Genomic DNA, 17,697 nt, shown 5'->3' on the forward strand with positions numbered 1-17,697 from the left:
CCTTCCTGGAACACACCTGGAACACGAGAAGACGGGGCGGCCCCTGCGCGGGCCGCCCCGTCTTCTCCTTCGGATGAGGACGTCAGGCGATCGCGGGCTCGCCCGAGGGGCGCGGCGCGCTCACCGGAGCCTCGTCGAGCGGCTGCGGGGAAGCGTTGAGCACCGCCTCGTCGAGACGGCCCTCGCCGCGGGCGACCAGGACCGGGACCACGATCTGCCCGGCGACGTTGGTCGCCGTGCGGATCATGTCCAGGATCGGGTCGATGGCCAGCAGCAGGCCGACGCCCTCGAGCGGCAGGCCCAGCGTGCTCAGCGTCAGCGTGAGCATGACGGTCGCGCCGGTCAGACCGGCCGTCGCGGCCGAGCCGACCACGGAGACGAACGCGATCAGCAGGTACTCGCCCACCCCCAGCGGGACGTTGAAGACCTGCGCCACGAAGATCGCCGCCAGCGCCGGGTAGATCGAGGCGCAGCCGTCCATCTTGGTGGTCGCGCCGAACGGCACGGCGAAGGAGGCGTAGTCGCGGTCGACACCCAGACGCTCGATCGTGACCTTCTGCGTCAGCGGCAGCGTGCCCACCGACGAGCGGGAGACGAACGCGAGCTCGATCGCGGGCCACGCGTTGCGGAAGAACGTGATCGGGCTGACCTTGCCGACCACCGCCAGCAGCGTCGGGTAGACGGCCAGCAGGACGATGAAGCAGCCGACGTAGACGCCGAGGCTGAACTTGGCCAGCGGCGCGAGCAGGTCCCACCCGTACGTGGCGACCGACTTGCCGATCAGGCCCGCGGTTCCGATGGGGGCCAGGCGGATGACCCACCACAGCGCCTTCTGGACCAGTTCGAGGATCGAGCGGCTGAAGGTGAGGAACGGCTCGGCCTTCTCGCCGATCGCCATGGCCGCCGCGCCGAGGACGATCCCCAGGAAGACGATCTGGAGGACGTTGAGCTCGGTGAACGCCGTGACGATGTTCGTCGGGATGATGCCGGTGAGGAAGTCGACCCAGGTGCCGACGCTCTCGGGCGCCTTGGCGCCCGCCGTGCTCAGGTTGACGCCCTGGCCGGGGTTGAGGATCAGGCCGAGGGCGATGCCGACGATGACGGCGATCAGCCCCGTGGCCAGGAACCAGAACAGCGTCTTGCTCGCCAGCCTGGCCGCGCCGTTGACGTTGCGGAGGTTGGCGACGCTGACCACCACGGCGGTGAACACCAGCGGCGGCACTGCCAGCTTGAGCAGCTGGACGAAGATTTTTCCGACTTCGGTGAGGGTGGTGGCCAGCCAGGTCAGGTCCCAGATGCGGGCGGCGAATCCGAGCGCCACGCCCACGACCAGGCCCAGCAGCAACTGCAGGGAGAAAGAGAATCTCTTCACGATGAGGAAGGCTCCGAAAGACGGCATGCCGCAGCAGGCATGCGAAAGGGGGGTGGGTGAGGGGTCGGGCGATCGAGCGCTCGTCAGAGCGCGATCAGCGACAGAGGGAGCCGGTCAGACGACAGAGATCGATGTGCAGCCGCTCGACGAGCCACACAGACAGGACGGAAAACCTCACAGGATCAGTCAACCGTGGTGAATCGGACGGTATTCCGACTGTAAGAGTGATCTAGCTCACAAATCAAGACTTTTGCGTCCTGCCGAACGATCATCGCGGTAGTGCGATGAGGCGGCACGGGCCGCGACCGGGCGCTCTGGAGGCGCCGGCGTTGTCGGAGGCGCGGCTCCAGGGGCGCTGGGCCCGTTCGCTCAGTCCGCCTCGACGGTGCTGATGTGGATCGACAGTTCGTTGGAGGACGTGTACGACGCGCGGGCCATGACGTCGCCGACGGAGTGCCCAGGGTGACGGTCCACCGCCTTCCGGTCGGCGATGTCGTCGCAGAGGCGGCCCAGCCTCAAGGGAGCGTCCTGCTCTCCTGGGCACAGGTACAGATCCCACACCTCCTGGTCCCGCTCGCGCGCCGACGCCAACCGGTCGTAGGGCACCGAGCAGCTGAAGCGCCCGTCGAGGTGGGCCTGAGCGGGCAGGACGATCTGGCCGCCGCCCACCCCTTCGGCCCCTTCCTCCGCGCCGCGGCGCCGGGCGAGCAGGGTCAGCGGGCCATAGGGCAGGTTCACCAGCAGTCCGTGGACGGTGAGCCTGGTAGGGGAGGACACGAGGTCGGTGACTTCGGCGTGCCTGTCCCGGGCGTGGACGGCGATCGACAGGTCGCCGTTCTCGGTGGCGTACGGCGTCCACGTCTCCAGCGGACGGTTGAGATCGGGCGAGGCGTTCACCAGGACGCGGGTGTCGCACATCCCCGAGGCGAGCCGGCGCAGCCGCTGACCGGGCCTGGCCACGTGCACGTCCCAGCGTCCCTCGGCGAGACGGTGCAGCCCGCGTTGGAGTGAGGCCTCGCCCGAGGGGGTCAGCGGCACCTCGATCGCGGTGTCCGTGCCGTGCCGCCGCAGCTTCAGCGACCACCCCGCGGCGGTCCTGCCCGCGGGCCAGGAGCCGCGGTCGAGGCGGATCGTCAGGCCGCCGTCCGCGCGTACGAGGCAGTGGGCGGCGATCGGCGTCCTGGCCACGCGCGGCCGCTTCGTCGCCCTCCGCGGCAGCAGCACCCGCACGCCGGAGCGCGCGAGCGCCGCCAGCCGGTCCATGAAGGCGAGCCGGTCGAGGAAGACGGGCCTGCCGGGACCGATGAGGAGGGCGAGCGGGCCCCTGCGGCGCGACCACAGGTGGTCGGTGAACAGGTGCTCGTACCGCAGCGCGACCACCGAGGGGTCGAACCGCCGCGCGTTGGCGAGCGCCGCCGCGCCCATCGAGCGGCGCAGCGGCTCGTCGTCGATCAGCCGCAGCAGGCCGTCGGCCAGCGCCGACGGCGTCGCCTCCCGCACCAGCAGCCCGTCGACGCCGTCATCGATGATCTCGCCGGGGCCGAAGGGACAGTCGACGCTGACGACGGGGACGCCGCACCGCATGGCCTCCACGATGGTCATGCCGAACGACTCCAGCTTGGACGACACCGCCGCGATCGAGCCCTTGACCCACTCCGTCTCGATGGGCGAGCGCGGGCCCATCAGGAAGGCGCGGCCGTTGAGGCCGAGTTCGTCGATCAGCTCCTGCAGCCTCGGGGCCTCCTTGCCCCTGCCGTACAGGCGCAGGCTCCACCCGGGGCGCTGGGCGGCCACCTTGGCGAAGGCCTCGATCAGCAGCTCGTACCGCTTGACGGGCGTCAGCCGCCCGGCCGCGACGATCGTCCGGGTGTCGAGCGTGGACGGCTCGACCGCCGGCTCGGGGACGCCGTTGGGGATCGAGACGACCGTCGTCCCGCCGAGCGGCATCTTGGCCCGGTACACGGCCGCGTCGCCGTCCGACATGGTCACCAGGATGTCGAGCGCGGGACAGTGCTCGCGCAGCTCGGCCAGCAGCGCGGGGCCCTGCCCGTCGTGGATCAGGTGTTCCTGGCCGACCTTGAGGTAGCGGCGCGTGCCGTACCTGGACAGGTAGACGATCAGCCCTGGCCGGGTGGCGACGACCACGTCGGCGTCGCAGGCGGCCAGGTAGGAGGCCATGCGCTCGTCCGTCAGCCGGGAGCACCGGTCGTAGCCCTTGAGCTCACCCTTGGCGTAGTCGGCCGACGGCTGCGAGTGGCGCGGGTCCTTGCCGTCGAAGTACGGCGAGCCGGGACGCAGGTCCACCAGATCGCGCACGGTGACGCGGGGGTCGACGGCGAAGGCGGGCTCGTCCGCGGTGCGCAGCAGGCTGGCGATCTCCACCTGGTGCCGCTCGGCCAGCGCCGCGGTGAGGTTGACGGTCGACCGGATCGTCCCGCCGATGCCATACAGATTCTGGATCAGAAAGACGATCTTCATCGGTTCTCCATCACCACTGAGCCGCTGCGAGCCGATCTTGGGGTAAGGGCGATGCCCATCGTGCCCGGCTCCCGTGGCGGCGACACGGCGGCGGGGGAAGGCGTGACCCCGTCTTGGCGAGGCTTTGACGTTTCGGCGTGCCGCCGTACGCACACCGGTAGGCAAGAACTTGCCCAGGCGCCGGAAAGTCGCCGAGCGAAGGGGGCGCCGACGGGACAATCTGACGGTCACCGAGAGTGCACGCGGTGTGACGTCATGGTCGCCGCGCAGGAGAAGGGCCACGTCGTGAAGAGTGTTGTGACCGCGCTGTTGAGCTGCTGGGTCCTGCTGGTGGGACTCATCGTGGCCCCCGTCCATGCGACGGTGTGCGCGCGGACCACGCTCGTCTCTGTCGCGCACCAGGACGACGACCTGCTGTTCGTCAACCCCGCCCTCAGCGACGACTACGACGCCGGAACCTGCCTGCGGGTGGTCTACCTGACGGCAGGCGACGCGGGGCGCACGGCCGACTACGTGCGGGAGAGGGAGAACGGGGTCCGTGCGGCCTACGCCTTCATGGCCGGGGCGTCCAACGCCTGGCGGCGCTCCGACATCGACGGGATCAGGGCCTTCTCCCTGGACCGCCCTCCGGCCGGTCGCGGCGAGATCCAGCTGCTGTTCGTCGGCCTGCCCGACGGCTTCCCCAGGGGCAGGGGGAGCTCGGCCCAGGGCAGGCAGAGCCTGCTCAAGCTGTTCCGCGGCGGCATCGACCGGATCTCCACCGTGGACGGCTCGGCGCGCTACGACGAGCGCACGCTGGTGGCGACCCTGCAGAAGCTGATCGAGCGCTTCGAACCCGACACCATCCGCACGATGGACCACCAGAGCACCCGCCTCGGCTTCAGCCTGGACGAGCCGGTGGATCACAGCGACCACGCGGTGACGGCGCGCTACACGCTGCTGGCCGCACGCCGCGCCATGGCCGCCACGCCGGGCCTGCGGCCCGCCATCGTCTTCTACCGGGGATACGGCATCTCGGCGCTGCCCGAGAACCTCACCCCTGGCGAGAGCGCGCGCAAGAGCGCGATCTTCGCCGAGTACGTCAGGTGGGTGGGCTGTGAACAGGCGGTGTGCCCGTCCGCACCCACCACCTTGGCGGCAGGTGACCAGAACTGGGTCTCCAGGCAGTACCGGCGGGAGATCCCCGCTCCCGCCCCCGGCACGATCGTGTCATGGATGGGCGCCACCGGCGCGCCCAACGACGACGCCTCCACCGCGCGCTGCCTGGAGGCCGGGCCGGGCGGCGCCGTAAGGACCCAGGCCTGTGACGGCACTCGCGCCCAGGGCTGGTACGTCAGCGGCGCCCGCCTGCGCAGCACCCTGAACGGGGGCTGCCTGTCGGCGGGCAGGGCGCCCGCGATCGCGGCCTGCGACGGAGGCAGGTCGCAGCGCTGGACCCTCGCCCCTGACGGGCGCATCCGCAACGCCGCCGGCTGCCTGCACCAGGACGACCTGCTCGACCGTCACGCCAGGCTGCGCGTCGCGGAGTGCGACGGGGGGCGGCCGGAGCAGCGATGGTTCCACGCGGTGGACCCACGCCGTGGCTCCACCCGGGCAGGAGGCTAGGCGGCCAGCTCCTTGACCTGCTCCAGCAGCCGGATCCGCTCCTCGTGGGTACGGCCGAGCGGCGTGACGTTCAGCGTGGTGACGCCCGATTCCTTCATGGCCTGCACGCGGTCGCGGACGAAGCCCTCCGAGCCGATGAGCGACATCCGCTCCAGCAGCTCCTGCGGGACCAGCGCCTCGGCCTCCTTCTTGTTGCCCGCCAGGTAGAGCTCCTGGATCTGCTCGGCCTCCTTCTCGTAGCCGTAGCGGCGGGCCAGCTCGTTGTAGAAGTTCTTGCCCTTGGCGCCCATGCCGCCGATGTACAGCGCCGCCATCGACCTGCCGAGCTCCAGCAGGCCGTCGCCGTCGTCGCCGATGTAGAGCGCCGCCTGCGCGATGACGTCCAGATCGCCCAGCGAGGCGTCGCGCCTGGCCCTGCCCGCGGCCAGCGAGGGCCCCCACACGTCGGCGGCCTTCTCCGGCATGTAGAAGATCGGCTCCCAGCCCTCGGCGATCTCGGCGGTCAGCTCCACGTTCTTCGGGCCGATCGCGGCCACCACGATCGGGATCCGCGGGCGCACGGGGTGGTTGATCAGCTTGAGCGGCTTGCCGAGCCCGGTGCCCTTGTCGGCGGGCAGCGGCAGCGTGTAGTGCTTGCCCTCGTAGGTGAGCCGCTCGCGCTCCCACACCTTGCGGCAGATCTCGATGACCTCGCGGGTACGGCCCAGCGGAGCGGTGTACGGCACGCCGTGGAAGCCCTCGATCACCTGCGGACCCGAGGCGCCGAGGCCCAGCGTGAACCGGCCGTCGGAGACGTAGTCCATGCCGGCCGCGGTCATCGCCAGCAGGGTCGGCGTGCGCGAGTAGATCGGCAGGATGCCGGAGGCGATCTCCAGCCGCTCGGTCTTGGCGGCGATGTAGCCCATCTGGCTCACGGCGTCGAAGGAGTAGGCCTCGGCCACGAAGACGATGTCGAGCCCGGCCTTCTCGTAGTCGGCCAGCTCGGCGACCGTCTCCTTGAAGCCGCCTGAGTAGTTGAGCGCCATCCCGATCCGCATGCCGAACTCCCTAGTAACCGAACTATGTTCGGCCTCAGGTTAGCGCTTCGCGTGTCGCCCGGCGAGCGCCTACCCTGGTCAACTCAGGGGGCGAGAGGAGCGGTGTGCTGAAGCGTGCGGTGATCGCGGGGGCGATTCTGATCGCGACGATGCTGGCGGGTCACCGCCTCATTCCAGCACTCGGGGGATTCACCCCCATATTGGAAAGTTTGCTGCCCTGGTTGGGGCTGGCCGTGCCGCTGCTGCTGCTTCTGGCGCTGCTGGCCCGCTCGGGGGGCGCCGCGATCGCGGTGTTGCTGCCGGCGCTGGTGTGGGCGGTGATGTTCGGCTCCGACGTGCTGCGCTCCTCACCGGGCGGCGACAGTGACCTTTCTGTCGCCACGGTCAACGTGGGCGTGCGCAACAACTCCTCCGGCACGGCGGTGCGCGGCATCGCCGACGGCATCGACCTGGTCGCCGCCCAAGAGCTGACACCCGGCGGGCCCGCGGCCAAGGCGCTCAACAAGATCTTCCGGTACCACCGCAACGTCAGCACGATCGGCCTGTGGAGCAGGTTCCCGCTGTCGCAGCCCGACTTCTTCGACGTGGGCCTCGGGTGGGAGCGCGCGCTCAGGACCGTGGCGAAGACGCCGTCGGGCGACGTCACCGTCTACGTCATGCACCTGGCCTCGGCCCGTCCCGGGCACACCGCGACGCGCGACAGGACGCTGGCGGAGGCGCGCAAGCTGATCGAGGACGACAGGAGCGAGCGGATCCTGCTGCTCGGCGACCTCAACACGGCGACGGACGACAGGGGGCTCGGCAACCTGGTGCCGCCGCTGCTGAACGCGCAGGAGGAGGCGGGGGAGGGCTTCGGGTTCACCTGGCCGTCGAGCTTCCCGATCACCCGGCCCGACCACATCCTCTACAAGGGGATGACGGCCACCCGCGCGGGCGTCGCGCCGGCGACGGGCAGCGACCACCGCGCCGCGACGGCCTCCTTCCGCTTCTGACGCGGGCGGGCGCCCTGCCCAGGGGCCCCGCGCAGAGGGCGGTCCTGGTCTGTCGGCTCGCGGGCTCAGGTCGTGATGCGCGGTCTGGTCAGTCGGCTCGCGGGATGAGGGCGGCCAGATCCTCGGGGGTGTCGATGTCGCGCGGGTCGCCCGGCACCTCGACCTCCGTCACCAGTTCGGGGTGGGCCCGCATGAAGGCCCGCGCCCCCACGTCCCCCACCGCCAGCTCCGCCACCCGCGCCACGTGCTCGACCGAGACCAGCACAGGATTGCGCCGCCGCCCGCCGTACGTGGCGACCGCGACCTCCGCCCCGCTGCCGATCAGCGCCCTGACCGCCGCGGGCTCCACGAACGGCTGGTCGACCAGCGCGATCACCACCCCGGAGGCGTCCGAGGGCAGCGCGTCCAGCCCGACCCTGAGCGAGGAGCCCATGCCGCTGCGCCAGTCGGGGTTGCGTACCACCACAGCGCCGCGCACCTGCACGGTCGCCGCTCCCAGCACGACGATCACCGGGTGGCAGCCGCCCTCGTGCAACAGCCGTACCCCTCGGTCGACCAGCCGCTCGCCCTCGTACTCGACCAGCGCCTTGGGCGTGCCGAGCCGCGCCCCCTGCCCCGCGGCCAGCAGCAGGCCCACCACCTGAGTCATCAGACCTCCCTATGGATACGGCCGCCGGTCTCGCTGAGCGGACGCCCGCTCCCACCCCAGCGCAGTTGGATCAGCTCCGCCATCACCGACACGGCGGTCTCTTCCGGCGTGCGCGAGCCCAGGTCCAGCCCGATGGGGGAGCGCAGCCTGCTCAGCTCCTCCTCGTTCATGCCCGCCTCGCGCAGCCGGGCCAGCCGGTCGTCGTGGGTACGGCGGGAGCCCATCGCCCCCACGTAGGCCGCCTTGGTGCGCAGCGCCACCTCCAGCAACGGCACGTCGAACTTCGGGTCGTGGGTGAGCACGCAGATCACGGTCCGCTCGTCCACGTTCGTGGCCGCCAGGTAGTCGTGCGGCCATTTGACCACGACCTCGTCGGCGTCGGGGAAGCGCTTGGGCGTGGCGAAGACGGGCCTGGCGTCGCAGACGGTGACGTGGTAGCCGAGGAACTTGCCCATGCGCGCGACGGCGGCGGCGAAGTCGATGGCGCCGAAGACGAGCATGCGCGGCGGCGGCGCGAACGTCTGGACGAACACCGACAGGTCGTCCAGGCGGCGCTCGCCGTGCCCGCCGTAGTGCCTGACGCCGGTCAGGCCCTGGGCGAGCATGCCGCGCACATCGTCGTCGACGGCCTCGTCCAGCCGTTCGACGCCGAGCGAGCCGATGGCCCTGCCCGGCCAGATCACCCTGCGCGCGCCCACGGCGCCGGGCCCCGCGACGATGGTCGCGACGGCCACGGGTTCGTGCGCGGCGACCGAGGCGGCGATCTCGCCCAGCTCGGGATAGGTCTCGATGGAGACGGGCTCTACCAGGATGTCGATGATGCCGCCGCAGGTCAGGCCCACCGCGAAGGCGTCGTCGTCGCTCACGCCGTACCGCTGGAGCACGGGGGTCTCGATCTCGCTCGCCAGCTCGAACACCGCGCCCTCGACACAGCCGCCCGACACGCTGCCCACCACCTCGTCGCCGCGCACCGCCATGGCCGCGCCCGGCGGCCTCGGCGCGCTGGAGAAGGTGCTCACCACCGTCGCCAGTCCGAACCGCAGCCCGGACTCCCACCACCGCATGATCTCAGGCAGGACGTCGCGCATGGGAAAGCCTCTCGCAGAGATCCTCATAGGCGGCCAGGCTGTGGCCGGCCACCAGGTCGTCGATGTACGGCAACGCGGCGCGCATCCCCCCTGTGAGCGGCTGGTAGTCCACGTGCCCCTTGTGCGGGTTGGCCCAGATCACCCGGTGCGCCTGTCGGGCCAGCCTGGCCATCTGCTCGCCGAGCAGCCCCGGATCGCCGCGCTCCCAGCCGTCGGAGGCGATGACCACGATGGCGCCGCGCACGCTCCTGCCGCCGAGCAGCTCCCGCAGCTCCTCGCCCAGCCTGGTGCCGCCGCTCCAGTCGGGGACCGCCTTCGAGACCTCGGCCAGAGCGGTGCCGGGATCGCGGTGGCGCAGCTCGACGGTGATGGGCGTCAACCTCGTGCCGACCGAGTAGACCTGCGTCGCCCGCGGTTCGGTCCTGACCAGCGCGTGCGCGAACCGCAGCAGCGTCTCGGAGTAGGGCGCCATGGAGCCGCTCACGTCGACCAGGAGCACCACCCTGCGCGGCCTGGTGGTGTGGCGCCGGTAGCGCAGCCGCGCCACCTCGCCCTTCCTGAGCGCCTCGCGGATGGTCCTGCGCTGGTCGAGCCTGCCCCTGTGCGCGGCCACCAGCCTGCGCGAGCGCCGCCGCTCCCTGTGGTCGCGCAGCATCGCCAGCAGGCTGTGCACCTCGGCGCGCTCGGCCTCTGTCAGCCCCGCCACGTCCCTGTGGCGCAGCACCTCGACCGGGCTGGCCGTCGCCGCCACCGACTCCGCGCCCTCGCCCGCCTCGCCCTCGCCGCCCGCGAGGTGCCTGATCACCGTTCTGGTGGCGGTTCGGCCCCGCGACGCCCTGTGGCCGCCGAAGTAGGCGGCGAAGCACCTGTCGTACCTGGACAGGTCGTCGGGCGTCGCGCAGAGCGTGAGACGGCCCGCCCAGTAGACGTCGTCCCTGCGGGTCACGTCGAGCTGGCCGAGCGCCTCGAGCAGGTTCTGGGTCCGCTCGTGGTCGGCGGCGACCCCCGCGGCCCGCAGCGTCCTGGCGAAGCCCGTCATGGTGGCGACCACGTCACGCACGGGCCAGCACCCCGCTCTTGAGCACGCTCTCCACGTCCTCCCTGTACTTCAGCGCCGCGCCGAGCGTGGCCGCGGCCAGGCCGGGGTCGAGGTCGCGGGCGCCGAGCGTGAGCAGCGCCTCGGTCCAGTCGAGCGTCTCGGCGATGCCGGGCGGCTTGACCAGGTCCTGGCCGCGCAGCCGCTCCGCCGTACGGGCGACCTGGCGGGCCAGCGCCTCGGTGCACTCCGGCAGCCTGCGCAGCAGGATCGCCACCTCCCTCTCGAAGCCGGGGTGTTCCAGCCAGTGGTAGAGGCAGCGGCGCTTGAGCGCGTCGTGCACCTCGCGGGTGCGGTTGGAGGTGACCACCACCACCGGCGGGCTCTCGGCCCTGATCGTGCCGAGTTCGGGGATGGAGATCGTGAAGTCCGACAGCACCTCCAGCAGGAACGCCTCGAACTCGTCGTCCGCCCTGTCGATCTCGTCGACGAGCAGGACCGAGGGCTGGGTCTCGACGGCCCTCAGCAGCGGACGGGCGATGAGGAAGCGCCGGTCGTAGATCTCGCCCTCGAGCCTGCTCGCGTCGGTGATCCCCGCGGCCTCGGCCGCCTTCAGGTGGAGGAGCTGCCGGGCGAAGTCCCAGTCGTAGAGGGCCTGGGCGGCGTCCAGCCCCTCGTAGCACTGCAGGCGGATGAGCGGGGCGTGCAGGAGTTCGGCCATCGTCTTGGCCAGCTCGGTCTTGCCGACGCCTGCCTCGCCCTCGAGGAACAGCGGACGCCCCATGCGCAGCGCCAGGAAGGCGGCCGTCGCCAGGCCCTCGTCGGCCAGATACGCGTGCTGGTCCAGCAATTCGACCAGTTTTTCGGGTGACTCGATGTTCATTGCGTTGATTGTCCGTCGCAGCACGCCCTCAGGCTAGGAACGGGCGTGCAGATTCTCTATGGATACCCAACCTTGGAGCCCTGGTGCCTGGACCGTCTGCCCCGTGAACGCCCCGCCGAACCTGGGGCTCGTCTCCCCGCCCGCCCTGACCCGGCCGCCCTGGGCGCGGGCCGCGGCCGTCACCGTTCTGGGGATATTTCGGCTTTCGTGAGGGAGTGCCAGGAGTCATCGATTAGATTGATCATGACCAGACTGGGCCAAGCAGGGGGACTCTCCAGTGACCGACAGCTCACGGGGCAGGCTCGACAGGATCGACTCCAGCGTGCCGCATCCGGCCAGGGTGTGGGACTACTGGCTGGGCGGCAAGGACAACTACGAGGCCGACAGGGCCGTGGGCGACGAGATCCTCCAGGTCATGCCCGATCTCGTGGTCGTCGCCCGAGCCGACAGGCAGTTCCTCGGCCGGGCCGTGCGGCACCTGGTCGACGCGGGCGTCAGGCAGTTCCTTGACATCGGCACCGGCGTGCCCACCGCCGACAACACCCACCAGGTGGCGCAGCGGGCCGCGCCCGAGTCGCGCGTCGTCTACGTCGACAACGATCCGATCGTGCTCGCCCACGCCCGCGCCCTGCTCTACAGCACCCCCGAGGGCGCGACCGACTACCTCGACGCCGACCTGCGCGATCCCGAGACGATCCTGACGGGGGCGGCCAAGACACTCGACTTCTCCCGCCCGATCGCGCTGATGGTGCTCGGCGTGCTGGAGTTCGTGCCCGACGACGAGCAGGTCCGCGCCGCGCTGTCGACGCTCCTCGACGCCATGCCGTCGGGAAGCTACCTGGTCGTCTCGCACAGCGTCCACAGCGAGTCGATGGACGACGCCGCGGCCAAGTGGAACGCCAGCGGCGCGACCGAGATCAGACTGCGCACTCCCGAGCAGCTGGAGGCGCTGTTCGAGGGGATGGAACAGGTCCGGCCCGGCGTGGTCTCGCTGCCGCGCTGGCATCCGGACGCGGCCACCGAGTACACCGACCGTGAGGTCCACCAGTACGGAGGGCTCGGCAGGAAGCCCTGAGTCCTGTGCGGCGGAGCGGCGCCGCTCCGCCGCACAGGAGGAAGGGCTGGAGCGGGTCAGTCCCTGGCCATCAGCGTGAGCGCGTAGAGCGCGATCGCGGCGAAGTCGTCGGCGGGCTCGGAGGCCTGCCACGAGCGCACGTCGTCCACGAACCTGCTGCCCCTGCCGGTGAACTCCTGGTAGCGGTCCACCCCGTCGGCCGGGCACTTGGCCATCTCCTCGAAGTGGTCGCCGAGCCCGTCGTCGAACAGCGAGGCCGCGTTCGGCCCGTTGACGACCGCTCCGGTCGCGGGGCGGCCGGTCAGGTTGGAGATCTGGTAGTGCGGGCAGGCGATCGAGTTGTCGCCGACGCCCTGGACGAATGACACGCCCCACGGGTTCGCGCCGAAGGCCCACCCGCGCTGCCAGGTGCCGAAGGCGTCGTAGGAACGGTCGCCGGAGACCGAGCGGTAGAGCCTGGAGGTGGCGGCGAGGCCGAAGGCGTGCGGCACCGCGTCGAAGGCGTCGTAGAGCGCTCCCGCCCTGAACGGATCCTTCGCCGCCCTGGACGCGCCGATCTCCAGCTGCGCCTTGAGGTCGGCGAGCAGCGCGCCCTTGATGGACGCGCCCGCCCTGATCAGGTCGGCGTGCGCGAGGGCACTGACGTCGTAGAGGTTCAGGGTGTCGCCGGTGTCGTTGGCGATGTACTCGCTCGCCCAGTGCTGGGCCTGCTCCAGCCATTGGGCGGCCCTGGAGTCGCCGAGCCGCTGGGCGGCCAGCGCCAGCTCCGCGCCGCCCAGTTCCATGTCGTCGCGCCAGACGCTCTCGGGGTAGAAGGCGTGCGGCAGCGAGGTCACCAGCTGCCCCACGTCGGTGGTCTTGGCCATCGCGTAGATCTCGGCGGCCTGGTCGAGCCAGGCCTGCGCCCGCCGCCTGTCCGGCTCGACCTGCGCGGCCAGGGCGAAGGCCGCCGCCGTACGGCCGGCGAGGTTGGGGCTGATCGGCTGGCCGGGTGCCGCCGCCCTGAAGACGGGACGGTTGCGGATGTACTTCTCGGCGGAGGAGTCGTCGGCCTCGGGCAGGCGCCAGATGTCGTGGTCGCCGACGAACGTGCCCTCGGCGTTGCCCGCTCCGATCCCGACCTGGATGTAGAGGGTCTTGGTCGTCCCGTCCCACATCTTGTCCAGGTACTTGAGGCCGTGGAGCGACTCCGACCTCAGGCGCGGGTCAACGTGCGTCCCTCCGTCCCTTCGCGCGGCCCACATCAGCGTGTCGACGTAGGCCAGGATGTGGGTGAACTTCAGGTAGTCGCCCGCGTCGAACCAGCCGCCCTCGACGTCGACGGGGCCGCCGGCCCTGGTCAGTTCGCCCTTGATCTGGTCGGTGTCGGGCCCGGTGAAGGCGGGCCAGTCGTAGACGTGGGCCGCCCGGTCGTTGGCGTGCCGCCTGCCGCCGTCGCGCTGGCCGCCGAAGAACGTCATGATCTTCGAGGCGGGCAGCGCCAGCAGGGCGGAGGGCGCGATCGTGAACTCGGCGGAGGTGAGGCCGCCCGACCTGATCCGGTAGCTGCCGGGCTTCGTCAGCCTGGTGAGGTCGAGGTCGTAGACGTGGCCGTAGGCGGCGTTCCACGCGCCGAGGTCGCGGCCCGCCGTACCCTTGAGCACCTGCCTGCCCCGGTGGTCGTGCACGGTGAAGGAGGCGGGGCGCCCGCTGGTCATCAGGTAGGCGTGCTTGGCCTCGCCGGGCGCGAAGCCGACCTGGTCGACGCGGATGTGCCCGGCCGGCTGCCCGGTGGCGTGCATGCTGGGGGCTCCTGTCAGGGCGAGGGCGAGGGCTAAGACGATCCGCATCGGCTGCTCCACAAGTTAGTAAACCTTCCTAACCTTCAAACTGGACCGTAGCTGGCGGCGACAAACGTGGTCAATACTTGGTGAAATGACCACCGATTTCGCCCAGCGCCGGGCCAACCTCGCCGCGCTGCTGGCGGGCGCCGACGCCATCCTCGTCACCAAGCCGGTCAACGTCCGCTACCTCACGGGGCTCGACAGCTCCAACGCCGCCGTCCTGGTCCGCGCGGACGGCACGGCGAGGCTCGCCACCGACTCCCGCTACATCGAGATGACCCGCGATCTGGGGATCGACGCCGTCGAGGCCTCCGACGTCGCGCGCGAGCTGGCCACGCCGGGCGTCGGCATCGAGGCCGCGCACATGACGGTGGCCGTCTTCAACAGGCTGGGAGAGGGCATCGTCCCCCTGGAGCCGCTGGTCGAGCGCCTGAGGGTGGTCAAGGACGACGACGAGATCGAGCTGCTGCGGACCGCGTGCGCCATCTCCGACCAGGCCTTCGCCGACATCTCGGCGGCCATCAGGCCCGGCGTGACCGAGCGCGAGATCGCCCGCGTCCTCGAGGCCCGCATGGTCGAGCTCGGCGCGGACAAGCCCGCCTTCGAGTCGATCGTGGCCGGCGGCGAGAACGGCTCGATACCCCACCACTCGCCGACCGACCGCGAGCTGCGCGCGGGCGACCTGGTCACCCTCGACTTCGGCGCCCAGTACCGCGGCTATCACGCCGACATGACCCGCACCGTCGCCCTGGGCAGGATCGCAGACTGGCAGCGGGAGATCTACGACCTCGTCCGCGCCGCCCAGCGCGCCGGTCGCGAGGCGCTGCGCCCTGGCGCCGAGGCCGCAGGGATCGACGCGGCCTCACGCTCGGTGATCGAGCGGGCGGGACACGCCGAGCACTTCCGTCACGGCCTCGGCCACGGGGTCGGTCTGGAGATCCACGAGGAGCCGTTCCTGGGCCCGTCACGGACCGGTAGACTAGAGGATCGAGTTCCGATCACCGTCGAGCCCGGCGTCTACCTTCAGGGCAGGGGCGGGGTCCGTATCGAGGACACGCTCGTGACGCGTGAGGGCGGGGCGGAACTCCTGACGAAGACGACCAAGGAGCTGCTCGTCCTGTAAGAGCGGCCGCATCCGGGAGAAGCGAGTGGCGACGACCAACGACCTCAAGAACGGCATCGTGCTGAAGCTCGACGGCGGTGAGCTCTGGTCCGTTGTGGAGTTCCAGCACGTCAAGCCGGGCAAGGGCGGCGCGTTCGTGCGCACCAAGCTCAAGAACGTCCTCTCCGGCAAGGTCGTCGACAAGACCTTCAACGCCGGGGTGAAGGTCGACGTGGCCAACGTCGACAAGCGTGAGATGCAGTACTCCTACAAGGACGGCGACGACTTCGTCTTCATGGACACCGAGACCTACGACATGGTCAACGTGCCCGCCAAGACCGTCGGCGACGCCGCCAACTACATGCTGGAGAACACTCTGGCCACCATCGCCTTCAACGAGGGCGCCGCGCTCTACGTCGACCTGCCCGCCGCGGTCGAGCTGCTCATCGCCAACACCGAGCCCGGCCTGCAGGGCGACCGCTCCACCGGCGGCACCAAGCCCGCCACCCTGGAGACCGGCGCCGAGATCAAGGTGCCGCTGTTCATCACCACCGGTGAGAAGGTCAAGGTCGACACCCGCAGCGGCGAATACCTCGGCCGGGCCTGAGTGTCCGCGCGAGGCAAAGCACGCAGGCGGGCGCTCGACATCCTCTTCGAGGCCGAAGCGCGCGGCGAGGATCCGCTGAAGATCCTCGCCGAGCGGGTCGACCGGCGGGAGCCGCCGGTCAACGAGTACACCTCGGCGATCGTCGAGGGCGTGGCCAGGCACTCCCATCGCATCGACGAGCTCATCACGACCTACGCCGAGGGGTGGACGCTGGAGCGCATGCCCGCCGTCGACCGCAACCTGCTGCGCGGCGGGACGTACGAGCTGCTCTGGATGCCCGACGTGCCGGAGGGCGTGGTGATCAGCGAGTGGGTGCACCTGGCCTCCGAGCTGTCCACCGACGAGTCGCCCCAGTTCATCAACGGCCTTTTGGCCCGTTTCAAGCAGCTCAAGCCGAGCCTCACCCTCTGACCCCTCCAGGTCGCCCCGTACGGTCACCACGGCCACGCGCCCTCCCTGAGCGCGTCGCCCGGCCCCGTGACGTCACCCGCCGCCCCCGTGAGTGGGCGGCGGGTGGATTCGGGGCGGCATGCGGTACAGGATGGGGGCCATGGTGACCGAGGACGACGTGCGGCGGATAGCGCTCGGGCTGCCGGAGACCGCCGAGCGCCCCATGTACGGCACGCCCGCCTTCTACGTCAAGGCCAAGTGGTTCGCGAGGATCAGGGAGGAGGGCGACGTCCTGGTCGTGCCGGTGGCCTCCGAGGAGCACAAGCGCGAGCTGATCGCCGCCGCGCCCGGCTCCTTCTTCACCCTCCCACACTACGACGGCCACGCGGCCGTGCTGGTCCGCTTCACCGCGGTCGACGTCGGGGAGCTGGCCGAGCTGCTCACCGACGCGTGGCGGCTGCGCGCGCCCAAACGCGTCCTGGAGACCTTCGACGGCTAGGCGTGCCTGGCGCCCTCGTGTTCAGCGTGGCCGACGGGCTCGACCTGGATCGTGGAGTGCTCGACGTCGAACCTGCCCATCAGGATCTCGTGCAGCGCGTCGAGCAGGCGTCCGGTGTCCTGGAGGTCTGAGGCCTCCACGACCACGTGCGCGGACAGCACGGGCAGTCCGCTGGTCAGCGTCCACGCGTGCAGGTCGTGCACGTCGACCACGCGCTCGGCGGCCAGCATCAGCCTGCGCACCTCCCTGAGGTCCATCCCCTTCGGCGTGGCCTCGAGCAGCACGTCGATCGCCTCCCGCATGAGCCGCCACGCTCTCGGCAGGATCATCAGCGCCACGACGACGGAGGCGATCGGGTCGATGACCTGCAAGCCGGTCAGCTGGATGCCGATCGCCGCCACCACCACGGCGAGCGAACCCGTCAGGTCGCCCATGACCTCCAGGTAGGCGCCTCTGACGTTCAGCGACTCCTTCTGGCCGCGGTGCAGCAGCGCCAGTGAGATCCCGTTCACCACCAGTCCGGCGATCGCGATGACCAGCACCAGGTCGGCCGACACCGCCGGTGGCCGGAACAGGCGCCTGGAGGCCTCGCTGAACACCCAGATCGCGATTCCGAACAGCACGGCCGCGTTGACCACCGCGGCCAGGATCTCCAGACGGTAGTACCCGAAGGTCCTCCTGTCGGAGGCGGGCCTGGCGGCGAAGTGGGAGGCGATCAGCGCCATGAGGACACCGGTGATGTCGGTGGCCACGTGGAGCGAGTCGGAGATCAGCGCCAGGCTGCCCGCGACGATGCCGCCGATCACCTGCGCCACGAAGACGAGCGAGGTGATGGCGATGACAGCGATCATCCTCCCGCGGTGGCGCGCCGTCGCGCTCGCCTGGGCGTGGCCGTGTCCGGATCCCACCGTTACCTCCTCGTGATCTAGTATGCCCAGCCCGCGCGGGACGGCGTAGGCTGGCCCATGTCGCGGCGGCTTCGCAGGCGGGCATGGACGCCGCGCGCGGGGACCACGTGCAAGGACAGAACGCGTTCGGGGACACCGTCGTTCACGGGCGCG

General features: G+C 70.7%; 17 protein-coding genes. 7 read left to right on the forward strand and 10 right to left on the reverse strand.

Annotation, left to right across the window (positions count from 1 at the left end):
* Nucleotides 1-82: 82 nt before the first annotated feature.
* The 3 genes from AC3EO4_RS01985 to AC3EO4_RS01995 all read right to left on the reverse strand — a co-directional run bounded on the left by AC3EO4_RS01985 (nucleotide 83) and on the right by AC3EO4_RS01995 (nucleotide 3,850).
* Nucleotides 83-1,372, reverse strand: a complete 1,290-nt coding sequence (locus AC3EO4_RS01985) for a dicarboxylate/amino acid:cation symporter (RefSeq protein ID WP_431893246.1) — start codon at nucleotides 1,370-1,372, stop codon at nucleotides 83-85.
* Between the two features lie 94 nt (nucleotides 1,373-1,466).
* Complete coding sequence (locus tag AC3EO4_RS01990) at nucleotides 1,467-1,550, reverse strand: putative leader peptide (RefSeq protein ID WP_373317351.1); 84 nt, start codon at nucleotides 1,548-1,550, stop codon at nucleotides 1,467-1,469.
* A 191-nt stretch (nucleotides 1,551-1,741) separates the two neighbouring features.
* Complete coding sequence (locus AC3EO4_RS01995) at nucleotides 1,742-3,850, reverse strand: glycosyltransferase family 4 protein (protein WP_431893249.1); 2,109 nt, start codon at nucleotides 3,848-3,850, stop codon at nucleotides 1,742-1,744.
* Nucleotides 3,851-4,135: 285 nt separating this feature from the next.
* Here AC3EO4_RS01995 and AC3EO4_RS02000 point away from each other — a divergent pair, with 285 nt between their 5' ends.
* Nucleotides 4,136-5,455 carry a ricin-type beta-trefoil lectin domain protein gene (locus tag AC3EO4_RS02000; RefSeq protein WP_431893251.1) on the forward strand — a complete coding sequence of 440 codons (1,320 nt, stop codon included), beginning with the start codon at nucleotides 4,136-4,138 and terminating at the stop codon, nucleotides 5,453-5,455.
* Here the strand turns inward: AC3EO4_RS02000 and AC3EO4_RS02005 are convergent.
* Nucleotides 5,452-6,492 carry an LLM class F420-dependent oxidoreductase gene (locus AC3EO4_RS02005; RefSeq protein ID WP_379579318.1) on the reverse strand — a complete coding sequence of 347 codons (1,041 nt, stop codon included), beginning with the start codon at nucleotides 6,490-6,492 and terminating at the stop codon, nucleotides 5,452-5,454. The two genes, AC3EO4_RS02000 and AC3EO4_RS02005, sit on opposite strands and share 4 nt — an antisense overlap.
* 104 nt (nucleotides 6,493-6,596) lie before the next feature.
* On the opposite strand from AC3EO4_RS02005, the gene AC3EO4_RS02010 reads away from it, so the two are divergent.
* Nucleotides 6,597-7,484: an endonuclease/exonuclease/phosphatase family protein gene (locus AC3EO4_RS02010; protein WP_431893254.1), complete on the forward strand. Its 888-nt coding sequence runs from the start codon at nucleotides 6,597-6,599 to the stop codon at nucleotides 7,482-7,484.
* Between the two features lie 88 nt (nucleotides 7,485-7,572).
* On the opposite strand, the gene AC3EO4_RS02015 is transcribed toward AC3EO4_RS02010, so the two are convergent.
* From AC3EO4_RS02015 to AC3EO4_RS02030, 4 genes are read right to left on the reverse strand one after another with little or no spacing between them, the layout of a single operon-like run.
* A complete protein-coding gene (locus AC3EO4_RS02015; RefSeq protein WP_431893257.1) occupies nucleotides 7,573-8,133 on the reverse strand; it encodes a nucleotidyltransferase family protein in 561 nt (186 codons plus the stop codon).
* Nucleotides 8,133-9,221 (reverse strand): XdhC family protein, encoded by a 1,089-nt coding sequence (locus AC3EO4_RS02020; protein WP_379579312.1) that lies wholly within the window; start codon nucleotides 9,219-9,221, stop codon nucleotides 8,133-8,135. Before AC3EO4_RS02020 ends, AC3EO4_RS02015 begins: the two co-directional genes overlap by 1 nt.
* Complete coding sequence (locus AC3EO4_RS02025) at nucleotides 9,202-10,281, reverse strand: vWA domain-containing protein (RefSeq protein ID WP_379579310.1); 1,080 nt, start codon at nucleotides 10,279-10,281, stop codon at nucleotides 9,202-9,204. The genes AC3EO4_RS02020 and AC3EO4_RS02025 overlap by 20 nt, the downstream gene beginning before the upstream one ends.
* Entirely contained in the window at nucleotides 10,274-11,140 is an 867-nt protein-coding gene (locus tag AC3EO4_RS02030) for an AAA family ATPase (RefSeq protein ID WP_379579308.1), read from the reverse strand. Before AC3EO4_RS02030 ends, AC3EO4_RS02025 begins: the two co-directional genes overlap by 8 nt.
* 277 nt (nucleotides 11,141-11,417) lie before the next feature.
* On the opposite strand from AC3EO4_RS02030, the gene AC3EO4_RS02035 reads away from it, so the two are divergent.
* Complete coding sequence (locus AC3EO4_RS02035; RefSeq protein ID WP_431893262.1) at nucleotides 11,418-12,215, forward strand: SAM-dependent methyltransferase; 798 nt, start codon at nucleotides 11,418-11,420, stop codon at nucleotides 12,213-12,215.
* Between the two features lie 56 nt (nucleotides 12,216-12,271).
* Here AC3EO4_RS02035 and AC3EO4_RS02040 read toward each other — a convergent pair whose 3' ends face one another.
* Complete coding sequence (locus AC3EO4_RS02040; protein WP_379579304.1) at nucleotides 12,272-14,044, reverse strand: glycoside hydrolase family 9 protein; 1,773 nt, start codon at nucleotides 14,042-14,044, stop codon at nucleotides 12,272-12,274.
* Nucleotides 14,045-14,129: 85 nt separating this feature from the next.
* On the opposite strand from AC3EO4_RS02040, the gene AC3EO4_RS02045 reads away from it, so the two are divergent.
* The 4 genes from AC3EO4_RS02045 (at nucleotide 14,130) to AC3EO4_RS02060 (ending at nucleotide 16,636) form a co-directional block, all read left to right on the forward strand.
* On the forward strand, nucleotides 14,130-15,161 hold the full coding sequence (locus AC3EO4_RS02045; RefSeq protein WP_379579302.1) for a M24 family metallopeptidase: 1,032 nt from the start codon (nucleotides 14,130-14,132) through the stop codon (nucleotides 15,159-15,161).
* 25 nt (nucleotides 15,162-15,186) lie between these two features.
* Nucleotides 15,187-15,747 (forward strand): elongation factor P, encoded by a 561-nt coding sequence (efp, locus tag AC3EO4_RS02050; protein WP_379579300.1) that lies wholly within the window; start codon nucleotides 15,187-15,189, stop codon nucleotides 15,745-15,747.
* Entirely contained in the window at nucleotides 15,748-16,158 is a 411-nt protein-coding gene (nusB, locus tag AC3EO4_RS02055; protein WP_379579298.1) for a transcription antitermination factor NusB, read from the forward strand. It begins immediately after the preceding gene.
* 139 nt (nucleotides 16,159-16,297) lie between these two features.
* Nucleotides 16,298-16,636: an MmcQ/YjbR family DNA-binding protein gene (locus tag AC3EO4_RS02060; protein ID WP_379579296.1), complete on the forward strand. Its 339-nt coding sequence runs from the start codon at nucleotides 16,298-16,300 to the stop codon at nucleotides 16,634-16,636.
* On the opposite strand, the gene AC3EO4_RS02065 is transcribed toward AC3EO4_RS02060, so the two are convergent.
* A complete protein-coding gene (locus tag AC3EO4_RS02065; protein WP_379579294.1) occupies nucleotides 16,633-17,544 on the reverse strand; it encodes a cation diffusion facilitator family transporter in 912 nt (303 codons plus the stop codon). The genes AC3EO4_RS02060 and AC3EO4_RS02065 overlap by 4 nt on opposite strands.
* Nucleotides 17,545-17,697: the final 153 nt, after the last annotated feature.

The organism is Nonomuraea sp. bgisy101 (genome assembly GCF_057708945.1).